Source organism: Clostridium sp. Cult2 (genome assembly GCF_021655075.1).
Classification (GTDB): Bacteria; Bacillota; Clostridia; order Tissierellales; family Tepidimicrobiaceae; genus Schnuerera.
This window is the reverse complement of sequence record NZ_PPXX01000102.1, coordinates 1-19779: the sequence shown is the minus strand read 5'-3', so window position 1 is coordinate 19779 and position 19779 is coordinate 1. Positions and strand designations below refer to the sequence as shown.

Annotated in this window: 24 protein-coding genes; all 24 read left to right on the top strand. The window is 31.6% G+C overall.

Annotation, left to right across the window (positions count from 1 at the left end; translation table 11 throughout):
• The 24 genes from hslU to fliP all read left to right on the top strand — a co-directional run bounded on the left by hslU (window position 1) and on the right by fliP (window position 19683).
• Complete coding sequence (gene hslU, locus C3E90_RS10655) at window positions 1-1395, top strand: ATP-dependent protease ATPase subunit HslU (protein WP_236915651.1); 1395 nt, start codon at window positions 1-3, stop codon at window positions 1393-1395.
• Between the two features lie 13 nt (window positions 1396-1408).
• Window positions 1409-2191, top strand: coding sequence for a GTP-sensing pleiotropic transcriptional regulator CodY (gene codY, locus C3E90_RS10650; protein ID WP_236915650.1), 783 nt, complete (start codon window positions 1409-1411; stop codon window positions 2189-2191).
• Window positions 2192-2449: 258 nt separating this feature from the next.
• On the top strand, window positions 2450-2857 hold the full coding sequence (gene flgB, locus C3E90_RS10645) for a flagellar basal body rod protein FlgB (RefSeq protein WP_236915649.1): 408 nt from the start codon (window positions 2450-2452) through the stop codon (window positions 2855-2857).
• 2 nt (window positions 2858-2859) lie between these two features.
• Window positions 2860-3300, top strand: coding sequence for a flagellar basal body rod protein FlgC (gene flgC / locus C3E90_RS10640; protein ID WP_236915648.1), 441 nt, complete (start codon window positions 2860-2862; stop codon window positions 3298-3300).
• A gap of 4 nt (window positions 3301-3304) precedes the next feature.
• Window positions 3305-3604 (top strand): flagellar hook-basal body complex protein FliE, encoded by a 300-nt coding sequence (gene fliE, locus C3E90_RS10635; RefSeq protein ID WP_236915647.1) that lies wholly within the window; start codon window positions 3305-3307, stop codon window positions 3602-3604.
• A 31-nt stretch (window positions 3605-3635) separates the two neighbouring features.
• A complete protein-coding gene (gene fliF / locus C3E90_RS10630) occupies window positions 3636-5162 on the top strand; it encodes a flagellar basal-body MS-ring/collar protein FliF (RefSeq protein WP_336513032.1) in 1527 nt (508 codons plus the stop codon).
• 12 nt (window positions 5163-5174) lie between these two features.
• Window positions 5175-6179, top strand: coding sequence for a flagellar motor switch protein FliG (gene fliG / locus C3E90_RS10625; RefSeq protein ID WP_236915645.1), 1005 nt, complete (start codon window positions 5175-5177; stop codon window positions 6177-6179).
• Window positions 6172-6936: a FliH/SctL family protein gene (locus C3E90_RS10620; RefSeq protein ID WP_236915644.1), complete on the top strand. Its 765-nt coding sequence runs from the start codon at window positions 6172-6174 to the stop codon at window positions 6934-6936. Before fliG ends, C3E90_RS10620 begins: the two co-directional genes overlap by 8 nt.
• 5 nt (window positions 6937-6941) lie before the next feature.
• Window positions 6942-8273, top strand: coding sequence for a flagellar protein export ATPase FliI (gene fliI / locus C3E90_RS10615; RefSeq protein WP_236915643.1), 1332 nt, complete (start codon window positions 6942-6944; stop codon window positions 8271-8273).
• A gap of 15 nt (window positions 8274-8288) precedes the next feature.
• Window positions 8289-8723 carry a flagellar export protein FliJ gene (fliJ, locus tag C3E90_RS10610; protein ID WP_236915642.1) on the top strand — a complete coding sequence of 145 codons (435 nt, stop codon included), beginning with the start codon at window positions 8289-8291 and terminating at the stop codon, window positions 8721-8723.
• A 13-nt stretch (window positions 8724-8736) separates the two neighbouring features.
• Window positions 8737-9972, top strand: coding sequence for a hypothetical protein (locus C3E90_RS10605; RefSeq protein WP_236915641.1), 1236 nt, complete (start codon window positions 8737-8739; stop codon window positions 9970-9972).
• Between the two features lie 33 nt (window positions 9973-10005).
• Entirely contained in the window at window positions 10006-11295 is a 1290-nt protein-coding gene (locus C3E90_RS10600; protein ID WP_236915640.1) for a flagellar hook-length control protein FliK, read from the top strand.
• A 12-nt stretch (window positions 11296-11307) separates the two neighbouring features.
• Window positions 11308-11901 carry a flagellar hook assembly protein FlgD gene (locus tag C3E90_RS10595; protein WP_236915639.1) on the top strand — a complete coding sequence of 198 codons (594 nt, stop codon included), beginning with the start codon at window positions 11308-11310 and terminating at the stop codon, window positions 11899-11901.
• A gap of 26 nt (window positions 11902-11927) precedes the next feature.
• Complete coding sequence (locus tag C3E90_RS10590; RefSeq protein ID WP_236915638.1) at window positions 11928-12308, top strand: TIGR02530 family flagellar biosynthesis protein; 381 nt, start codon at window positions 11928-11930, stop codon at window positions 12306-12308.
• Between the two features lie 77 nt (window positions 12309-12385).
• Window positions 12386-13690 (top strand): flagellar hook protein FlgE, encoded by a 1305-nt coding sequence (locus C3E90_RS10585; RefSeq protein ID WP_236915637.1) that lies wholly within the window; start codon window positions 12386-12388, stop codon window positions 13688-13690.
• A 67-nt stretch (window positions 13691-13757) separates the two neighbouring features.
• A complete protein-coding gene (locus C3E90_RS10580) occupies window positions 13758-13970 on the top strand; it encodes a flagellar FlbD family protein (RefSeq protein ID WP_236915636.1) in 213 nt (70 codons plus the stop codon).
• Between the two features lie 3 nt (window positions 13971-13973).
• On the top strand, window positions 13974-14759 hold the full coding sequence (locus C3E90_RS10575) for a flagellar motor protein (protein ID WP_236915635.1): 786 nt from the start codon (window positions 13974-13976) through the stop codon (window positions 14757-14759).
• Window positions 14759-15478 carry an OmpA/MotB family protein gene (locus C3E90_RS10570; protein ID WP_236915634.1) on the top strand — a complete coding sequence of 240 codons (720 nt, stop codon included), beginning with the start codon at window positions 14759-14761 and terminating at the stop codon, window positions 15476-15478. The genes C3E90_RS10575 and C3E90_RS10570 overlap by 1 nt, the downstream gene beginning before the upstream one ends.
• Before the next feature lie 18 nt (window positions 15479-15496).
• A complete protein-coding gene (locus C3E90_RS10565) occupies window positions 15497-15922 on the top strand; it encodes a flagellar basal body-associated FliL family protein (protein WP_236915633.1) in 426 nt (141 codons plus the stop codon).
• Window positions 15923-15940: 18 nt separating this feature from the next.
• Window positions 15941-16927: a flagellar motor switch protein FliM gene (gene fliM, locus C3E90_RS10560; RefSeq protein ID WP_236915632.1), complete on the top strand. Its 987-nt coding sequence runs from the start codon at window positions 15941-15943 to the stop codon at window positions 16925-16927.
• A gap of 1 nt (window position 16928) precedes the next feature.
• A complete protein-coding gene (fliY, locus tag C3E90_RS10555; protein WP_236915631.1) occupies window positions 16929-18044 on the top strand; it encodes a flagellar motor switch phosphatase FliY in 1116 nt (371 codons plus the stop codon).
• Between the two features lie 31 nt (window positions 18045-18075).
• A complete protein-coding gene (locus C3E90_RS10550; RefSeq protein ID WP_236915630.1) occupies window positions 18076-18438 on the top strand; it encodes a response regulator in 363 nt (120 codons plus the stop codon).
• A gap of 95 nt (window positions 18439-18533) precedes the next feature.
• A complete protein-coding gene (locus tag C3E90_RS10545; protein ID WP_236915629.1) occupies window positions 18534-18953 on the top strand; it encodes a flagellar biosynthetic protein FliO in 420 nt (139 codons plus the stop codon).
• Window positions 18937-19683: a flagellar type III secretion system pore protein FliP gene (fliP, locus tag C3E90_RS10540; RefSeq protein ID WP_236915628.1), complete on the top strand. Its 747-nt coding sequence runs from the start codon at window positions 18937-18939 to the stop codon at window positions 19681-19683. Before C3E90_RS10545 ends, fliP begins: the two co-directional genes overlap by 17 nt.
• The last annotated feature ends 96 nt before the right edge of the window (window positions 19684-19779 follow it).

Genomic DNA, 19779 nt, shown 5'->3' with positions numbered 1-19779 from the left:
ATGAAAGAATTGACCCCTAAACAAATAGTTGAGGAATTGGATAAGTATATAATAGGTCAAAAGGAGGCAAAAAAAGCTGTAGCTATTGCATTACGAAATAGATATAGAAGGAGTTTACTTCCTGAAGGTTTTAAGGATGAAGTCAAGCCTAAGAACATTCTTATGATTGGCCCTACTGGGGTTGGGAAAACAGAAATCGCTAGACGGTTGTCAAAATTAGTGGATTTACCTTTTATTAAAGTAGAGGCTACAAAATTTACCGAGGTAGGATATGTAGGAAGAGATGTAGATTCTATGGTTAGAGATTTAGTTGAAGAATCTATTAGAATGGTAAAGACAAAGAAGATAGAGGAAGTATATGAAAAAAGTAAGAAATTAGCAGATGATAAGCTAATTGAACTTCTAATGCCTTTTCCTTCAAAGAAAAAAGGTATCAATCCATTAGAGATGATATTTGGAACTGTTGAGGAAAAAAATAATGAAGATGATACAATTGACAGTGAGAGGGAAATTATAATAAATAGGCGTAAAGAATTGAAAGAAAAATTAATAAAAGGTGAATTAGATGATAAAACCATTGAAATTGATGTAGAAGACAGTTATAATTCTACTGTAGAGTTGTTTAGTGGTCTAGGTATGGAAGAATACAATATAAATATGGGAGATATATTTGGAGATTTATTGCCTAAAAAAACCAAGAAAAAAAGAGTTACAATCAGAGAAGCTAGAAAAATTATTAATAATCAAGAAGCACAAAAGTTAATTGATATGGATGAAGTAATGGATTTGGCGATTAAAAAGGCTGAACAAAATGGAATGATTTTTATTGATGAAATTGACAAAATTGCAGGGAAGGATTATGGCGGTGGTCCAGATGTTTCTAGAGAAGGTGTTCAAAGGGATATATTGCCTATAATTGAGGGAACAACTGTTGTTACCAAGTATGGACCAGTTAAAACAGACCATATATTGTTTATTGCAGCGGGAGCATTCCATGTTTCAAAGGTAGGAGATTTAATACCAGAGATACAAGGTAGATTTCCTATTAGAGTTGAATTGGAAAATTTAACAGAGGAGAATTTTAAAGAAATTTTGACTAAGCCTAAAAATGCAATAACTAAGCAATATGAATATTTAATTAAAACTGAGGGCATAAATTTGGAGTTCACTGAAGAAGCTATAGGTGCTATTGCCAAAATGGCATTTGTTTCAAATGAGCAATCAGAAAATATTGGTGCTAGAAGGTTGCAAACCGTTATGGAAAAATTACTTGAAGATATTTCTTTTGAAGCACCTGATTTAGATACCTATGAAATAATTATAGATGAAGCGTATGTGAACAAAAAATTGATGGCTTATATACATGAAAAGGATATATCAAAATATATATTATAGAAGGAGGATATAGATGACTGAAAGTCTATTACAAAAAACAAGAAGACTAAATAAAACATTACAAAGCTCTGGGTCAAAACCTGTTTCATTTCAGGACCTTAGCAAAATACTTAGTGAAATATTAGATGCAAATGTATATATTGCTAGTAAAAAGGGACGAGTTTTAGGATATGAATTATCCACTGGTTTCGATTGTGATATTATTCAAACTGAAATTGTAAAAGAAAAAAGATTTCCTAAAAAATATAATGATGAACTGTTAAAGGTTTCAGAGACCAAAGAAAATGTAGAAGAAATAACTGAATGTGTATTTGACCAAGTATCAAATTGTGATTATCCAGATAAAATTACTACCATAATACCTATCAATAGTGGAGGAGAAAGGCTAGGAACTTTGGTATTAGCTAGATTTGGTCGATTGTTTACAGAAGATGATTTAGTATTATCCGAATACAGTGCAACTATAGTTGGAATGGAAATACTTAGATCTAAAGCAGAAGAGGTAGAGGAAGAATCAAGAAAAAGAGCTATGGTGCAAATGGCCATAGGTACTCTATCCTATTCAGAGTTAGAAGCAATGGAGCATATTTTTGAAGAATTAGATGGAGAAGAAGGGCTTCTAGTAGCCAGTAAGGTTGCAGATAGGGTAGGCATTACCAGATCTGTAATAGTTAATGCCTTACGAAAGTTTGAATCAGCTGGGGTTATTGAATCTAGATCCTTAGGGATGAAGGGAACCCATATTAAAATTTTGAATGACAAACTATTGGAAGAATTGGAAAAAATTAAAGATTAAAAAATTAAATTTAATAAAAAAAGTAGTGGATAATCCACTACTTTTTTTATTAAAATTGGGTCTAAAGACGCATTTATAGTAATACTTGAAATATCACTATAAAAATGTAGAATTATGATGTATTATATAAAATAGTAAAGAATATTACCTTTCTATTGTATAAATCTATGGACAATTGGCAAATAAGGTAAAATGTGGGCTTATTGTCTTGAAATTTAAAGAATTTTGTATTAATATTAAAAGTATGAGGTGATAACAATGTTTAACCGTTTATATAGTAATATTAATATATTTAATAAAGCATTAGATGGTTTCTGGCTAAGGGACAAAGCCATTAATAACAACATATCAAATGCCAATACTCCAAATTATAAAAGGCTTACGGTGAATTTTGAAGACCAATTAAAAGAGGCCTTAAAAAATCAAAAGACAAATCTAAATAGAACCCACAGCAATCATTTACCATATACAAAGAGGATAGATGAAATAGAACCTAGTATTAGTGTGGATAAAAAATATTCCTACAGGTTTGATAATAACAATGTAAATATTGATACGGAAATGGCGGATTTAGCGAAGAATACAATAATGTATAATGCCCTAATAAATCAAGTTATTGATGAGTTTGATAAGATTAAAAATGTAATTAACGAAGGGAGCAAGTAGGTATGGGTATTTTTGATTCAATTAACATTAGTGCTTCTGCCTTAACAGCAGAGAAGACTAGAATTGATATAATTAGCAAGAATATGGCAAATGTTAATACTACTAGGGCAACAGGAGGAATGCCCTATAGAAGACAGATGGTAGTATTTGAGGAAAACAAGAAAACACCATTTTCAGCTTATATGGACAAATATACAAATAAATTTACTGGTAATGGTGTAGCTATTAGTGAAATTGTAGAAGATAGTACTCCTTACAAATTAAAATATGAACCTGGACATCCTGATGCAGATGAGAATGGTTATGTCATGTTGCCAAATGTGGAAATGGTAAGTGAGATGGTAGATATGATAGATGCTCAAAGAGCTTATGAGGCAAACATTACTGCTTTAAATGGGACAAAGTCCATGTTGATGAAAGCATTGGAAATAGGTAGGAGGTAATTAAATGGAAATAAGGACTATTGGATGGAATAATAAAATAATTGAGAAAGAGGGACTAAATGAAGACATTAAATCTAATGTTAATAATCAATTTAGTCTATTTTTGAATAAAGTATTAGATAGAGTAAATGATTTGCAACTTGAGAATGACGAATATAAAAGGCTATTGATTACTGGAGATGTGGACAACCTTCATGATGTGACTATTGCCCAAGAAAAGGCCAACGTTTCGTTACAATTAACATTAAGTATAAGGAATAAAGTAGTTGAAGCCTATAGAGAAATAATGAGAATGCAGATATAGAAGAATAAGCTGTAAGAAATGAGGTGTTAAGGTGGGGGAAACAATACACCAAATGAGAAATCAATTAAATGAGTACTGGCAAAACCTGGACAAGAATAAAAGGATAAAGCTAATCATAATTGGCATTATTGCAATATTATCAATAATAATACTTTCAATAGTTTTTACTAGGACTAAATATGAAGTTCTTTATCAAGATTTATCTTTAAAGGACACTGCTCAGATAACAAAAAAGTTAGATGAGATGGGTGTAAAATGGAAAACTCCCGGTGATGATACTACAACTATATTGGTACCATCAGAAATGAAGAATAAGATAAAAATTGAACTTGCTGCCTATGGTCTACCTAAAGAAGGTTATGGCTTCATGGATGCATTTAACGATACTAACTGGACAATGACAGATTATGATAAAAAAGAAAGGTGGAAACTGGCTTTACAAAGTGAATTATCTTCAACTATTTCTGATATTGATGGAATTGAAAGTGCTACTGTGTACATAAACGAAAAAGAAGACTCTGGTTTTGTTTTAGAAGAAAACAAAAAGGAGACTACCGCTTCAGTATTTATTGAGAAAAGTGATAATAGGCCTCTAAAAGGAGAGACTGTTACTGCTATTCAAAACCTTGTAGCTGGTTCAATAAATATGAATCCTGAAAAAGTTCAAATCGTAGATAGTGAGGGAAGGTTGTTAACGGGAGAACAAGATGAGTCAGAAATTTTAATGACAGACCAATTTAATATAAAGAATAATTTAGAACTGAGAATAAATGATAGTATAAGAAATTTTTTAGAAAATATTTTTGGTGCTGAGAATGTGGACGTAAGATCTAGCGTGAAAATTAACTTTGACAGTGAAAGGACTACCATAGTAGAATTTAACCCTCCTATAGAGGGAAACGAAGAAGGCTTAATTAGGAGTATGGAGGAAATAGAAGAACATATGGTAGGAGGAGGAACAGGAGGAGTTCCAGGAGTAGAAGAAAACCCACCTGATTATACAATGGAAGATGATGAAAGTGAAAGATATGATAAAAGGAGTAGTACTATTAATTATGAATTGGACGAAATAAATAAAGAGATTAGAAAAGCTCCAGGTCAAGTTGAGGATATTACTGTAGCTGTCCTAATAAATAAGGATGTTTTAATAGACGGGGATTTTTCACAAGAAAAGGAAAGAGAAATTTCTGATTTAATATATGCAGCAACAGGATTAGATACTAGACAAGTTGCAGTAAAGGCTGAAAGCTTTAGAACCCATGAATTAGCTGATAGTGTAGAAGATGTTAAGACCTTTAACTGGTTAACTATTATATTAGCCCTAATAGCTGCTTCTTCTGTGGCAGGTTATATTGTATATAGAAGAAGAAAATCAAGAGAATTAGAAGAGCTAGAAGAATTAGAAAGCCAGATTGAAGATGTAAAATCCATAAGAGATGAAGTAGAGGATTTAGATTTTGAAACTGAAAAATCAAAGATAAAAACACAGATAGAGAAATTTGTGGATAGAAATCCTGATGCAGTAGCTCAGCTATTAAGAACTTGGTTAAATGAATAGGAGCGAATTGATATGATTAAGAGACAGTTTAATGGAAAAGAAAAGGCAGCAATATTATTGATATCATTAGGACCAGAAAAATCCGCTGAAATTTTTAAGCATTTAAATGAAGATGAAATCGAAGAGTTAACTTTACAAATAGCCAATATGCGTATGGTTTCTTCTGAAGAGAAACAACAGGTTTTGGATGATTTCTATCAAATCGCATTAGCTCAGGAATATATATCAGAAGGTGGAATAAATTATGCGAAAGAAGTTCTTGAAAGGGCTTTAGGTTCTGACAAAGCTGTTGATATCATAAATAAATTGACATCTTCACTCCATGTTAGACCATTTGAATTTATTAGAAAAGCTGATCCTAATCAATTATTAAATTATATACAAAACGAACATCCTCAGACTATAGCTCTAATTCTATCGTACTTACAGCCTCATCAATCTGCTCAGATACTTGCTAGTTTGACACCAGAAAAGCAAGGTGAAGTGACAATGAGGATTGCAACCATGGATAGAACATCTCCAGAGGTAATTAAGGAAATCGAAAAGGTATTGGAAACAAAATTTTCTGGGATGCTATCACAAGATTTTACATCTACTGGAGGTATTCAATCAGTTGTTGATATATTAAATTCAGCAGATAGGGGTACAGAGAAATTCATTATGGAAGAGTTGGATATGATGGATGCAGAGTTAAGCGAAGAAATCAGAAAGAGGATGTTTGTTTTTGAAGATATTGTATCCTTAGATAATAGGAGTATTCAAAGGGTTATTAGAGAAATTGACAATGCACAATGGGCAGTTGCCTTAAAGGGTGCTAGTGAAGAAGTAAAAGAAGTTATATTTACTAATATGAGTAAGAGACTAGTAGAGATGGTAAAAGAGGATATTGAGTTCATGGGTCCAGTTCGCATTAGGGATATAGAGGAAGCACAACAAGGTATTGTCAATATAATTAGAAAACTTGAAGAGGATGGAGAAATTATCACTCCTAGAGGAGGAGATGAAATTATTGTCTAATATCATTAAATCATCTAGAGTTATAGAAAGAAGTATTGTTTCTAGTGAAGATGTTGATGTAGAAAATATAGCTATAAAAGAAGAACTACTAGAGGAAGCTAAAGAAGAATATGAAGAGATAATATTAAAAGCTGAATATGAAGCCAGGGAAATAATTGATTCTGCCCATGAAGCATATGAAGAGAAATTAAATTTAGCTTATGAAAGGGCAAAGGAGATATTTAATAAATCTGAAAAGGAAGGCTATGATAAGGGTTTTAAATCAGGGGAAGAAGTAGGATATAGTAAAGGCTATGAAATAGGGTACGGAGAAGGGAAAAGAGAATCAGAAAGGCTGATAAAAGAAGCTCTAGATATTAAAGATGGCTATATACAAAAAAGAAATAGTATGTTGAAAGATTTAGAAGAAGACATTATCCAACTGGTTATAGCCATATATGAAAAAGTATTGTACCAAAGAGTAGAAGAAGATGAAGAACTTATAGTTTCTTTAGTTTTGAATGGAATAGATAATTTGGAAATATCGGAAAAGCTAACTATTATTGTGTCTAAAGAGGATTATGGCATGGTAGAAAAATCTAAAGATATAATATTGGCAAAGGCTAGTTTAATAGATGAATTAGACATTAGAATAAATAGTAGCATGGTAAAAGGAGATTGCATACTGGAAACCTCTAAAGGAAGTGTAGATGTTAGTATGAATAATCAATTAGATGAAGTAAAGGATTTATTAATATCAATTTTAAGTAATGAGTGATAGATATGGTAGATAGTGTTAATGTTAAGAAATACATTAAAATGGTAAATGAAAAAAGATTTATTAAATATACAGGCAAGATAACTAAAGTTACTGGTTTAACTATAGAATCCAATGGACCTATAGCTACAATTGGAGAACTGTGCTACATATATCCTTACCATAAAGATGAACCTATAATAGCTGAAGTAGTTGGTTTTAAAGATGATAAAATACTATTAATGCCTTTAGGGAACATGGAGGGCATCGCCTCTGGTAGCAAGGTAATAGCAAGTGGAAAGACTTTAAGGGTAAATGTAGGCGAAGAGTTAATAGGCAGGATATTAGATGGTTTAGGTAATCCTATAGACGGGAAAGGACCAATTAAAACTCAGAAGACCTATGCCGTATCAAATTCTCCCCCTAACCCCCTGGATAGAAGGTTAATAAAAGAACCGCTGCCTTTAGGAATAAAAGCAATTGATGGATTTCTCACATGTGGTAAAGGTCAAAGAATTGGAGTCTTTGCTGGAAGTGGAGTAGGGAAAAGTACTCTTATGGGTATGGTTTCTAGAAGTAGCTCTGCAGATATTAATGTAATAGGTCTAATTGGAGAAAGAGGCAGGGAAGTTAGAGAGTTTTTAGAAAATGATTTAAAAGAAGAAGGGTTAAAAAAATCTGTGGTAGTAGTAGTCACATCAGACCAACCTGCATTAATAAGGGTTAAAGGTGCATTAGTAACTACTGCAATTGCAGAGTATTTTAGGGACAGAGGAAATAATGTAATGTTGTTAATGGATTCAATAACTAGATTTGCAATGGCCCAAAGAGAAATTGGGTTGGCTATAGGAGAACCCCCAGTCACTAGAGGTTTCACTCCTTCTGTTTTCGCAATAATGCCTAAAGTGCTAGAAAGAGCAGGAACATCTTCAAAGGGTACCATTACAGGATTATATACGGTTTTAGTTGATGGTGATGATTTAAGTGAGCCAATTACCGATGCCGTAAGGAGCATCTTAGATGGTCATATAATACTTTCTCGGAAATTAGCCAATCAGAACCATTATCCAGCTATAGATGTTCTTGCAAGTGTAAGCAGGGTTATGCCCAATATAGTTGAACAGGAACATTTGGAGTGGGCTAATTCTATAAAAAATATAATTGCAACTTATAAGGAATCTGAAGATTTAATAAATATTGGTGCCTATAAAAGGGGTTCAAATAAAAAGATAGATAAAGCAATAGAGTTAAAGGATTCTATAGATAAATTACTAACTCAAGAGACTCTAGATATATATCCTTTTGAAAAAACTATTTCAATTATGAAAGAGATAGAAAGTAAAATCAACGAGATGTGATGGGGGTAAGTAGTGATGAATTTTAATTTTAAGTTGGAAAAGGTCCTCAATTACAAAAAGTCTATTGAAGATTTGAAAAAAAATCAATATGGCATAGTTCAGAAAAGGCTTAGTAAGGAAGAAAGTAAACTAGATGATTTCAATATATATAAAAAGAATTTATTAAATGAAAAAAATTTATCATCAATAAAGACTAATGCAGGAAATTTAGCGATGTATAGTAATTACATTAATGATGTAAATACAAGGATTAAAAAACAAGAAGAAGTAGTTAATAAAGTGGAAAAGGAGCTAGAGGAAAGTAAAAAAGAAATGATTGTAGCGGTGCAAGAGAAAAAGATTTTTGAAAAACTGAAGGAAAATCAATATAAAAAACATTTATTTGATATGAAAAAACAGGAAGAAAAGCAAATTGATACAGTAGTGAACTATAAGATTAGTACCCAATAGTGGGGGGAAAATAATGGAGAATGTAGAAGTTTCTAAAAAAAACAAATCAAGTAGGTTAAAATTATTTTTAATAATAACCTTCATTGTTATTCCCATGGTAGTGTTAAGCCTAATCTATATTAATAATATGACTTTTAAGTTGAAAGTTAATAAATTATTAGCTAAATTACCAGGTGCTGCTGGAGAATATTTTAAATACTCTCCCACAGAAGCAGAGAGGGATGACAAAAAGGAGTATTTAGCAAACCATTATCTATCGTTAGATTCAGCAATAGCTGCAGATAAATTATACATAATAAAAAAAGATGATGAAAAATTGTATAGTGAAATCATTAGACTGATGAATTCCACATCTACATCAAAGGCAAGCGAAATTATTAAATTAGTTAGAAATATTGAACTTAGAAAAGATTTATTGTTTTCAATTCATGATGAAATTCAACAGGAGAAGAAAAATCAATTTTTAGATGAAATAAGCAGATTAGAAAGCCAAGACCTTCTAGTGACTATAAAAGAGATAGAAAATAGAGTTGAGGAGGACAATCAATTTAAACAAAATTTATCAGATGTTTTTACATTTATTAATGAAGATAGGGCTACAGATATACTTTACTATATAGCTGAGGATATTAAAGAGGATATACTATATTCACTATCGGATGCTAAAAGAACAAAATTAGAAAGCAAATTATCTGATAAAAAAATTCAACAAACTAAACTATACGATTTATCAGGTCTATATCAAGTAAAACCTGTTGAAGAGGTTTTGGATGAGATAGGGAATACAAATAAATATTCTATGGAAGAATTAGGATTAATCTATAAAAATCTATCGATTTTGAAATCTGCTGAAATATTGTCAAATATAGAGGATGATACTTTTATTGAGGAGTTATTTAACTCTATTAGGAGAGAAGAGGAATTAATTGGTGAAGAAGCCTTCATTACCAATGAAATTAGCAAATCCATTCAATTTATAACTGAATACAACAGAAAGATTGAGGATTTGGTAAACATTTACAATAAGATGAGTCCAGATAAAGTAGCTAAAATTGTAGAAAAGATGATGGGGAATAATACTACAGTAACTGCTCTTGAAATAAATTCAGAACCAGTATTTGAAATTTCCGATGCATCTATTATAGTGGATGTGCTTTCTAAGATGAGAAATAAGACTTTATCTAGTATTATGGACTATATTAGTACTGAAAATGCCTCTAAGCTAACTCAACTGTTAGCTAGACCATAAATTATTTTATTATTTAAAGGAGGAGGTGAAAAATTGTCTGGATTAATTATTCTAGCAAAGAGCCCTCAAGGAGTAAATAACAAAATTTCTAATAACAAGACTACTAGTAAAGATCCTGAGAAAGATTTTTCCCAAATACTTAAAGGGGAAAGAGAAAGGCAAAGGAATATAATAACAGATGATAATGATAGTAAAAGAATTTGCAAGGAACAAAAAACACAGGAAAAAGAAATAGATATTCTGGACGAAGAATACCATGAGCCAACGGATGATATAGCTCCTATTTATAGCTTCCTCCATAATTTGCTATCAAGCTTAAATTTATTTGTAGAAGAATTTGATGAAGGAAATATGGAGTTTCTAAACATTGAAATAGAACAACTATCTAACATCTTAGGGGAACTAATAGCCAAGGATAATCCATCTTTTACCTATGAAGATTATGAAAAAATATTAGAAATATTTAAAAGGATTGACCAATTAATGCCATCAATGGAAGATAAATTGATGCAAGATAAATTAGATGTAGTTAAAGGATGGATTGATGAAAGATATTTTGAGTTTGATGATAAATTGGATGAATTGAAAGAAATGTTTTACAGTAGGAAACCATTAATTTACCATGAATGGCAGTATATAAATAAAAACAAATATAATTTCGAAGAAATAAATAATTCAATAGATGTAAATAAAACTGAAATTGAAGAATCTATTTATATGAATAAAGAGTTACCTATTAAAGATGAACCTAGTATAGAAAACATAGTTGAAACAGGAGAAGAATTTAACACAGAACAAATGGAATATAATACTCCAATATTTCAAATAGAAAGGGATACTGGTTTTAAACTGAATCCAGAAATTCAAGAAAAAGAGTTTCAACAAATAGACAAAAAATTAATATTTGAACAGGTAGTAGAGAAAGCAAAATTAATACTAGAGGATAACAAACAGGAGATAAGAATAAGACTAAAGCCTGAAATATTAGGAGAACTAATATTAAAAATGGAAGTTCATAAGGGAGCCCTTGTAGCAAAAGCTTTGGTGGATAATTACAGAACTAAGGAATTACTAGAGGCCAATCTATATCAGTTTAAAGAGGATATGAAAGAAAATGGCTATGAGATTAAAACCTTTGAGGTGTTTGTTGGAACTAATGAGGATTTTCAAAGGGATAATAGACAAGAATTTTATTTAAACAAAAGATCTTCAAAATTGAAGATTAAAAACAATGGGATAAAGGATATTAATATCTATGATGAAGCTCCAACAAGGAGTATTCAGGAAGTTTACCATGAAGGCCAATTAGACTTATTTGCTTAGGGAGGTGGATTAGTGAAGGTAAATAATTATGATGATTTAGAATATATCTATAAATTTGATGATAAGAAAGAAGATGAAAAAGTTGTAGATAAAAGGAATAATGATTTGGATAAAAATGCTTTTTTAAGGCTTCTAACCACTCAATTAGCAAACCAGGATCCATTAAATCCAATAGAAGACAGAGAATTTATTGCTCAACTAGCTCAGTTTACATCATTAGAGCAGATGCAGAACTTAAATAAAAATCTAGAAACCACGGGGAAAGATGTATTGGATTCAATGGAAAATTTGAACTTAAATCAGATACAAGCCAATGTTCATATACTTAAGGAAGTAATAAATATTAGAAAAGCTATGGAAAGCTATTTAGGTATAGAGCCACAACCAGTGGATAAGGTAGAATTAAAAGCAAAACTAGAATTAGTTGAAAGGCTAAAGGAAGATTATTATACAAAAGATACTTGGGCAACACTTCAAGCAACCATTACAACTGCAAAAATAGTAGCAGAAAATGAAAATGCAACCAATGCAGAAATAGAAAATGCATATAAGGAACTAATAGCAGCTATAGAAGGATTGAAGGGAATAGAACCAGAAGGAGATTAAAATCTTCTAAGGATAAGGATGATAATATGAATAATATACAAATAAAAAGGTTGGAAAATCAACTCATTAACTCATCTAAAATAAGTGCTAAAAATCAAAATTTATCTAACAAAAATTTTGACACGGTGCTACAGCAAATTCAAAATAGAGATGATGAAATTAGATTCTCCAAACATGCTATTAATAGAATGGACACTAGAGATATGACCTTAAGTAGTGAAGAATTAGAAAGATTAAAGTCTGGTTTCAATAAAGCAGAAGCAAAAGGTGTAAAGGATGCTTTAATCCTTATAGGAGATAAAGCCTTTATAGCTAGTATTAAAAACAAAACCATAATTACATCGGTGAATAAAGAACAATTAAAAGATAATGTATTTACTAATATTGATGGGGCAGTTATCGTATAACCGGACCTTCATAGGAGGTTATGTATATCTGACTGACAGAGGATATACATCTGCCCAAATAATGGGAGGTAATAAGTATGATGCGATCAATGTACTCAGGTGTATCAGGATTGAGAGTACATCAAAATAAAATGGACGTTATAGGTAATAATATAGCCAATGTAAATACTGTTGGCTATAAAAAAGGAACTATGAGCTTTCAAGAGGTATTTAGTCAAGTAATAAGAGGGGCTAGTGCACCTCAAGATGGACGAGGGGGGACAAACCCTCAACAAATAGGATTAGGGGTAAATATTGGAGCTATAAACACTATCCATACCAAAGGCCCCGCCCAAAGGACAGACAATCCTGAAGATTTGATGATAGATGGAGAAGGGTTCTTTGTAGTATCTGATGATACCAATTTTGAAAATAGATTTTATACAAGAGCTGGAAACTTTACTTTGGATAGGGATGGGAATTTGGTAACAGCTGATGGATATAAGGTTTTAGGGTATCAGGCAGATGAAAATGGGGAGATTATTTCTACAGTGGGTGGGATACAGGTGAATAGATCCGAGACTGTGGCTCCTACCACTACAAAAGAAATTGAATTTAAAGGAAATTTAGATTCAAGAATACCAAAAGTTGAAGATGATTCAGAAAAAGGCGTACACAAGACTGACACCATTATTAAAGATAGCTTAGGAAATTCTTATACAGTCACTTTTAGATTTGAAAAAAATGAGGAAAAAAGATGGGCTGTAATTGTGGAAAAAATTGCAAATCAAGCAAGCGAGGAACCAATTGAGCATTCAAATGATTGGAATGATGTTGAACTAATATTTGATGAATATGGGAAATTAACTGACGAATCCACAAAGGTGGCAACTTTAACTATAGAAAAAGATGGTGTCAAATTTGGAGGATATTTAGGTGAAGATGGACAACATGAAGAAAATTCGCTAAAAATAGATTTCTCTAAACTAACCCAATATGCCAACGATATGGACGCAAAACCCTATGCAATAGACGGTAACTCCTCAGGGAAATTGGAAGGTTATGCAATAGATGCTGGTGGTGTAGTAGTAGGTATCTTCACCAATGGCGAGAAAAAGGCTTTAGGCCAGCTGATGCTAGCTAAGTTTGACAATCCTATGGGTTTGCAAAAAACTGGAGGTAATTTCTTTGTTGACACTAGAAACTCTGGGGAACCTCAATATGGTACAGCTGGAACTAGTGGCTATGGGCCAATAGCGCCTGGAACTTTGGAAATGTCCAATGTAGATTTATCTATGGAATTTACTGAGATGATTACTACTCAAAGGGGTTTTCAAGCGAATTCAAGGATAATAACTACATCAGATGAAATGCTACAAGAACTTGTAAACATGAAAAGATAATATTTTAAGGTTATAGGAGTAGGGGAGGATATCCCTCTCCTATACCCTATATTAAAGGTGGGATTATATGATCAAGGTAAAGCGATTAAATGGAAAGGAATTTGTAGTAAATAGTGATTTGATTCAATTTGTTGAGGAAACCCCAGATACAGTAATAACATTAACCACTGGTCAAAAAGTGGTGGTAGTTGAATCTGTAGATCAAATAATTGATAAAGTAATTTCTTATAAGGCAAAATTAATTGAGTATCAAAGAAGAGCTGAAGAGAAAGAGGTGTAGCAATTGGATATATCAACGGTACTGGGTCTCCTTCTTGGGATTATTTTTATAATGGGAGGTATTTATAAATCTGGACAATTAGATTCCTATATTGATATTCCTTCTATAGTTATTGTATTGGGTGGAACTATCGCTTCTACTTTAGCTAGTTTTCCTCTAAAAAATTTTTTAAACACTTCAAAAGTTTTTAAAAAGGCTTTTTTACATAAGGAAACTTCACCTGATCAGGTGATTGGAGAGATAATAAACTTAGCAAATATAGCTAGAAAAGAAGGACTTCTCGCTCTAGAGGAATATGCTGAAGAATTACATGATGAATTTTTACATAAGGGAATAATGCTAATAGTTGATGGTACGGATCCGGAGTTGGTAAGAAATATTTTAGAAACGGAATTAATCTTTTTAGAAGAAAGACATACTGATGGACAGAGTATCTTTGAAACTATGGGTGCATATGCTCCTGCTTTTGGTATGATAGGTACTTTAATAGGGTTAATAAATATGTTGAAACACTTAGATGACCCTAAGACTATTGGCCCTAATATGTCTATTGCATTAGTTACAACCTTTTATGGTTCGATTTTAGCTAATGTGGTATTTTTGCCTCTAGCACGAAAGCTAAAGATAAGGAGTAAATCTGAAGTGTTAGTGAAAGAGCTCATTGTTGAAGGATTGTTATCAATTCAAGCAGGAGAGAATCCTAGAATAATTGAAGAAAAATTAAAAACCTTTATTCCACCAGAAATGAGGAAGAATTACAGAGATCAACTGGAGAGAGAGGGTATATAATGCGGAGAGAAAGAAGGACAAATCAAAACAATACGGATAGTTGGCTTACAACTTACAGTGATATGGTTACCTTATTGTTGGCTTTCTTTGTACTTTTATTTTCCTTTTCTGAGATTGATGCTCAAAAATTTAGAAGTATAATGAGTAGTTTTCAAGGTGGAGCAGGAGTATTGAATGGGAGTACTACCCTAGAATTAGACGAAAATTTAGAGCCTTTGGAAGATACACTAGAGAGTGATTTGGAGAGTTTAAAAGATTTATTAGAAGAGTATGCGGAGAGTATTGGACTTGGACCTGAGATTGTGCTTTCTATAGAAGAAAGAGGTTTGGTAATTAGATTTATGGATAAAGTATTATTTGATTCTGGAAAAGCAGATTTAAGACCGGAGTCCATTGAGATATTAAGCTCTATTGCAGAAATATTGAATATGGACGAATTTAGCAGTAGATTAATAAAAGTAGAAGGTCATACGGATACGGTCCCAACTGGAAACTCAGCCGAGTTTCCTACTAATTGGGAGTTGTCATCTGCGAGGGCAACTAATGTTTTAAGGTATCTTGTTGAAAAAAAGGGAATCGATGGGGGCAGGATTTCTTCATCAGGCTATAGTTTCTATAGGTCAATTGCTCCAAATGATACTAATGAAAATAAACAGAAGAATAGAAGGGTAGATATAGTGATTTTAAAGACTTCCTATGAAGTGATGGAACCAAAGTAGAAGGGAATGAGTGAAACTATGAATAATAGAAATATAGTATTGATAATCATTTTAATTTTAGTAATCATATTTGCAATTTTAGGAGTTGTTCTAGGCATTACTTATTACAGGAACAATAATGCCAATAATTCTACTAGAAAACAATTAGAAACATACAATTTAACTTTAGACGATATGTATTGCAATATAAAGGATAGTAAAAAAATAATGAAGGTGAAGATTACCATTGAAACCAGCGATAAAAAGACTTTAGAATTATTGAGTGAAAAACAATTTTTAATTAGGGATGATATTAATAAGATTATAAGAAATAAAACGGAAGACAAAATACAAGGTGAAGAAGGACAAACTGCGTTACAAAAAGAAATAAAAGAAAGCTTAGTGAAGCTTTTCAACGATAGTACTATAACAAACGTTTACTTCAATGATCTAATTATTCAGTAATGAGGGAGGTAGAGGCAATTGGCAGAAGTATTATCTCAAAATGAAATTGACGCCCTACTTCATGCACTTAGTTCTGGAGAGGTTGATTTTCAGGAAATAAAGGAAGTAGAAAGTTCAAAAAAAGTTAAGAAATATGATTTTAAAAACCCACAAAAGATTGCAAAGGATCAATTGAGGACATTAGAGATTATTCATGAAAATTTAGGAAGATTATTTCAAACCTTTCTATCAGGATATTTAAGAGCTCCTGTAAAGATATCTATATTGACAGTGGATCAGTTTGCATATAGTGAATTTAGTAACGCTATTTCTAATCCTGCATTTATAAGCATTATTGATTTTAAGCCTCTAAACGGCCAGATACTTATAGATATATCGACAAATGTTGCCTATTCAATGATAGATAGACTTTTGGGAGGAGATGGAAGTAAAGATCAAGATCTAAGAGTTTTTACTGAAATAGAACTAACCTTGTTAGAAGGAATGATGGATAAAGCAATGTCATTAATTAAGGAAGCTTGGAGCAATGTTATTGATTTAAAACCTAAGCTGGATAAAATTGAAGTGAATCCCCAGTTTGCTCAAATTGTGCCACATAATGAAACTATAGCCCTCATTACTTTTAATTTAGAGATTGGTTCAAAAGAAGGAATGTTAAATATATGTATACCTTATTTAGTCATAGAGCCAATATTGGATAAGTTAAGCACTAGATTCTGGTTTTCAACTACACAAAAAGAATTGTCAGAAAAGGAATTATTGACTATAAAAAATAGAATGCTAGATACAAAAGTACCTGTGAGGGTAGAATTAGGTTCAACAGTTGTTAGAATAAAAGATATTCTAACCTTACAAGAAGGTGATGTTATAAGATTAGATACAGGCATTGATGAAAAGGCAAAGGTTAGAATTGGTTCAAACGTAAAATATTATGGAAATGTAGGCAAGACTAAGAAAAAAATGGCAGTTAAAATAATAAATGTGGCAAAGGATGGTGATGATTAATATGAATAATGATATGCTTTCTCAAGAAGAGATAGATCTTCTTCTAAAAGGAACAGAAAATTTAGAAAAAAGGGATATAATGGATGAGGCAATTAATGAAATCGAAAAAGACACACTAGGGGAAATAGGAAATATTAGTATGGGAACTGCAGCAACTACGTTGTCAACTTTATTAAATAAGAAAGTTACAATAACTACTCCTAAGGTGGAAGTAACTACAGCAGGGGAATTATCCCATGAATACCCAATTCCTTTTGTTGCAGTAGATGTTAAGTATAAGTCAGGATTTGAAGGTTCTAATGTTTTAATGATTAAGTCAGATGATGTTAAAATAATTACTGATATTATGATGGGGAATGAAGAAATAGATAAGGGTAGAGAGTTAAGCGACATGGATTTAAGTGCTATTTCAGAAGTAATGAATCAAATGATGGGTTCATCAGCCACCTCCTTATCAGAAATATTTTTAAAAAGAATTGATATAGAACCACCAAAATCCTATGAGATAACTTTCAGTGAGGGTAGTGAAAAACTAGATATTTTAAGGGCCTCTGCACCTATAATAAAGGTGTCCTTTAAAATGGTGGTAGAGGATTTAATAGATAGCGAGATTATGCAATTAATCCCTTTGGACTTTGGACAAGAAATGGTAGAGAGCCTATTAGGTAATTCTAGCCCTATTTTTGATGCAGATGATGAGATAACAGAGGTTGATTCTAGTACCATGGGAGAATTAGATATAGACCTTCAAAGTAAGACAGTTAAAGAAACTCCAAAAGCTGAAAAACATTACGAAAAAGAGGAAAAAGAGCATGTAATCATCAAGAAACCAGAATTTGAAACTTTTGACACAGTTGATGATGTTAGCTATAATGAATCTATTGATTTAGTTGGGGATATACCTGTGGAGTTAACTGCTGAACTGGGAAGAACTATTAAAAAGATTAGTGAAATTCTAGAATATGGACCAGGAACTGTTATAGAATTGGATAAATTAGTTGGTGAACCACTAGATATCTATGCAAATGGGAAATTCATAGCAAAAGGTGAAGTTGTAGTAATAGATGATAATTTTGGGATAAGAATAACTGATGTTAGCAACAGTTATGGGGATTGATTTACTTTGAAATTATAAGGGAGGAATTAACATGGCAAAGGGAATATTAATTGTTGACGATGCCTCGTTTATGAGGATGATGATAAAAGACATACTAACAAAAAATGGTTTCGAAGTGGTAGGAGAAGCTGAAAATGGGATAAATGCTGTTGAAAAATATAAAGAACTTCGTCCTGAACTCGTTATAATGGATATTACCATGCCAGAAATGGATGGCATTCAAGCAGTAAAAGAGATTAAAAGCATTGACCCAAATTCAAAAATAATAATGTGTTCTGCCATGGGACAACAAGCCATGGTTATAGAGGCTATACAAGCTGGGGCTAAAGATTTTATCGTTAAGCCCTTTCAGCATGAGAGGGTAATCGAAGCTGTAAAAAAGGCATTGAGTTAGATATGAAAACCTGTAGAAATATTTTTATTTACATTTTTGTTTTTTTGTTACTAATTAATACTACCAGTTATGCTGTGGGCCTAGAAGAATATAGTTTGGGTAAAGCCCTATTAAAGTTTGTTTTTTATATAATAATAATTTTTATAGTATTGATAATTGCTATTTATGGTACAAGGTTTATTGCAAAGAGTTCAAAAAGGTTTATTAGTAGCAAATACATCCGAATTATAGATAGTTTAAATTTAGGTGTTAACTTCAAAATATTAATGATAGAGATTAATAATAAAATATATATATTAGCTGTTACTAACAACAATATAGAAGTTATTGATAGGATATCAAAGGATGATTTCGATAAAAACTTGAACTTCCAAGAACATTTGAATAAATACAGTAATAGCTATTTTAAGGATAATGAATTTCTAAATAAAATACAATGGAATATTAAAGAAATATTGATGAAACCAAATAAAGGTATCGATAAGGAAGACGAATACAATGAAAAAGACAACTAAAGTATTATTATTGGTAATTTTAATGACTATTTTAATAACAGAAGTTTCCTATGCTCAGCCAAACTTGTCTTTGATGGATAGGATTGTAGGTGATGAACCACAAAATCATGTATTTTCATTACAAATTTTATTTATATTAACTCTACTTACTTTAGCTCCATCTATATTAATAATGATGACAAGTTTTACAAGGTTAATCATTGTACTCTCATTTATTAGAAACGCATTAGGGCTTCAGCAAACACCTCCAAATCAAGTTATTATTGGGTTGGCTTTGTTTTTAACGTTCTTTATTATGGCACCAATAGGAGCACAAATAAATGAAGAAGCCATCCAACCCTATCTAAAAGAAGAAATAAACCAAGACTTAGCTTTGGAAAAGGCACTAAACCCTATAAGAGAGTTTATGTTTAGGCAGACTAGGGACAAGGATTTAGGACTATTTTTAAACATGAAAAAATTAGACGAGGTCAACTCCCTTGAAGATATTCCTAATCATGTATTGATGCCAGCTTTTATTATTAGTGAATTAAAAACCGCTTTTCAAATTGGGTTTGTAATATTTATTCCATTTTTAGTAATAGATATGGTTGTAGCTAGTACTTTAATGTCTATGGGAATGATGATGTTACCACCAGTAATTATTTCTTTACCTTTTAAAATATTATTATTTGTTTTAGTTGATGGATGGAATTTAATAGTCAAATCTTTGGTACTTGGTTTTAAATAGTCCAGCTAAGAATTGTCAATAAGAAACTTGAAAATATTTGATATACCGGTTGGACTAAAAAAGAGTAACTTTAATAAGCCTTTTGAAAGGTTATGA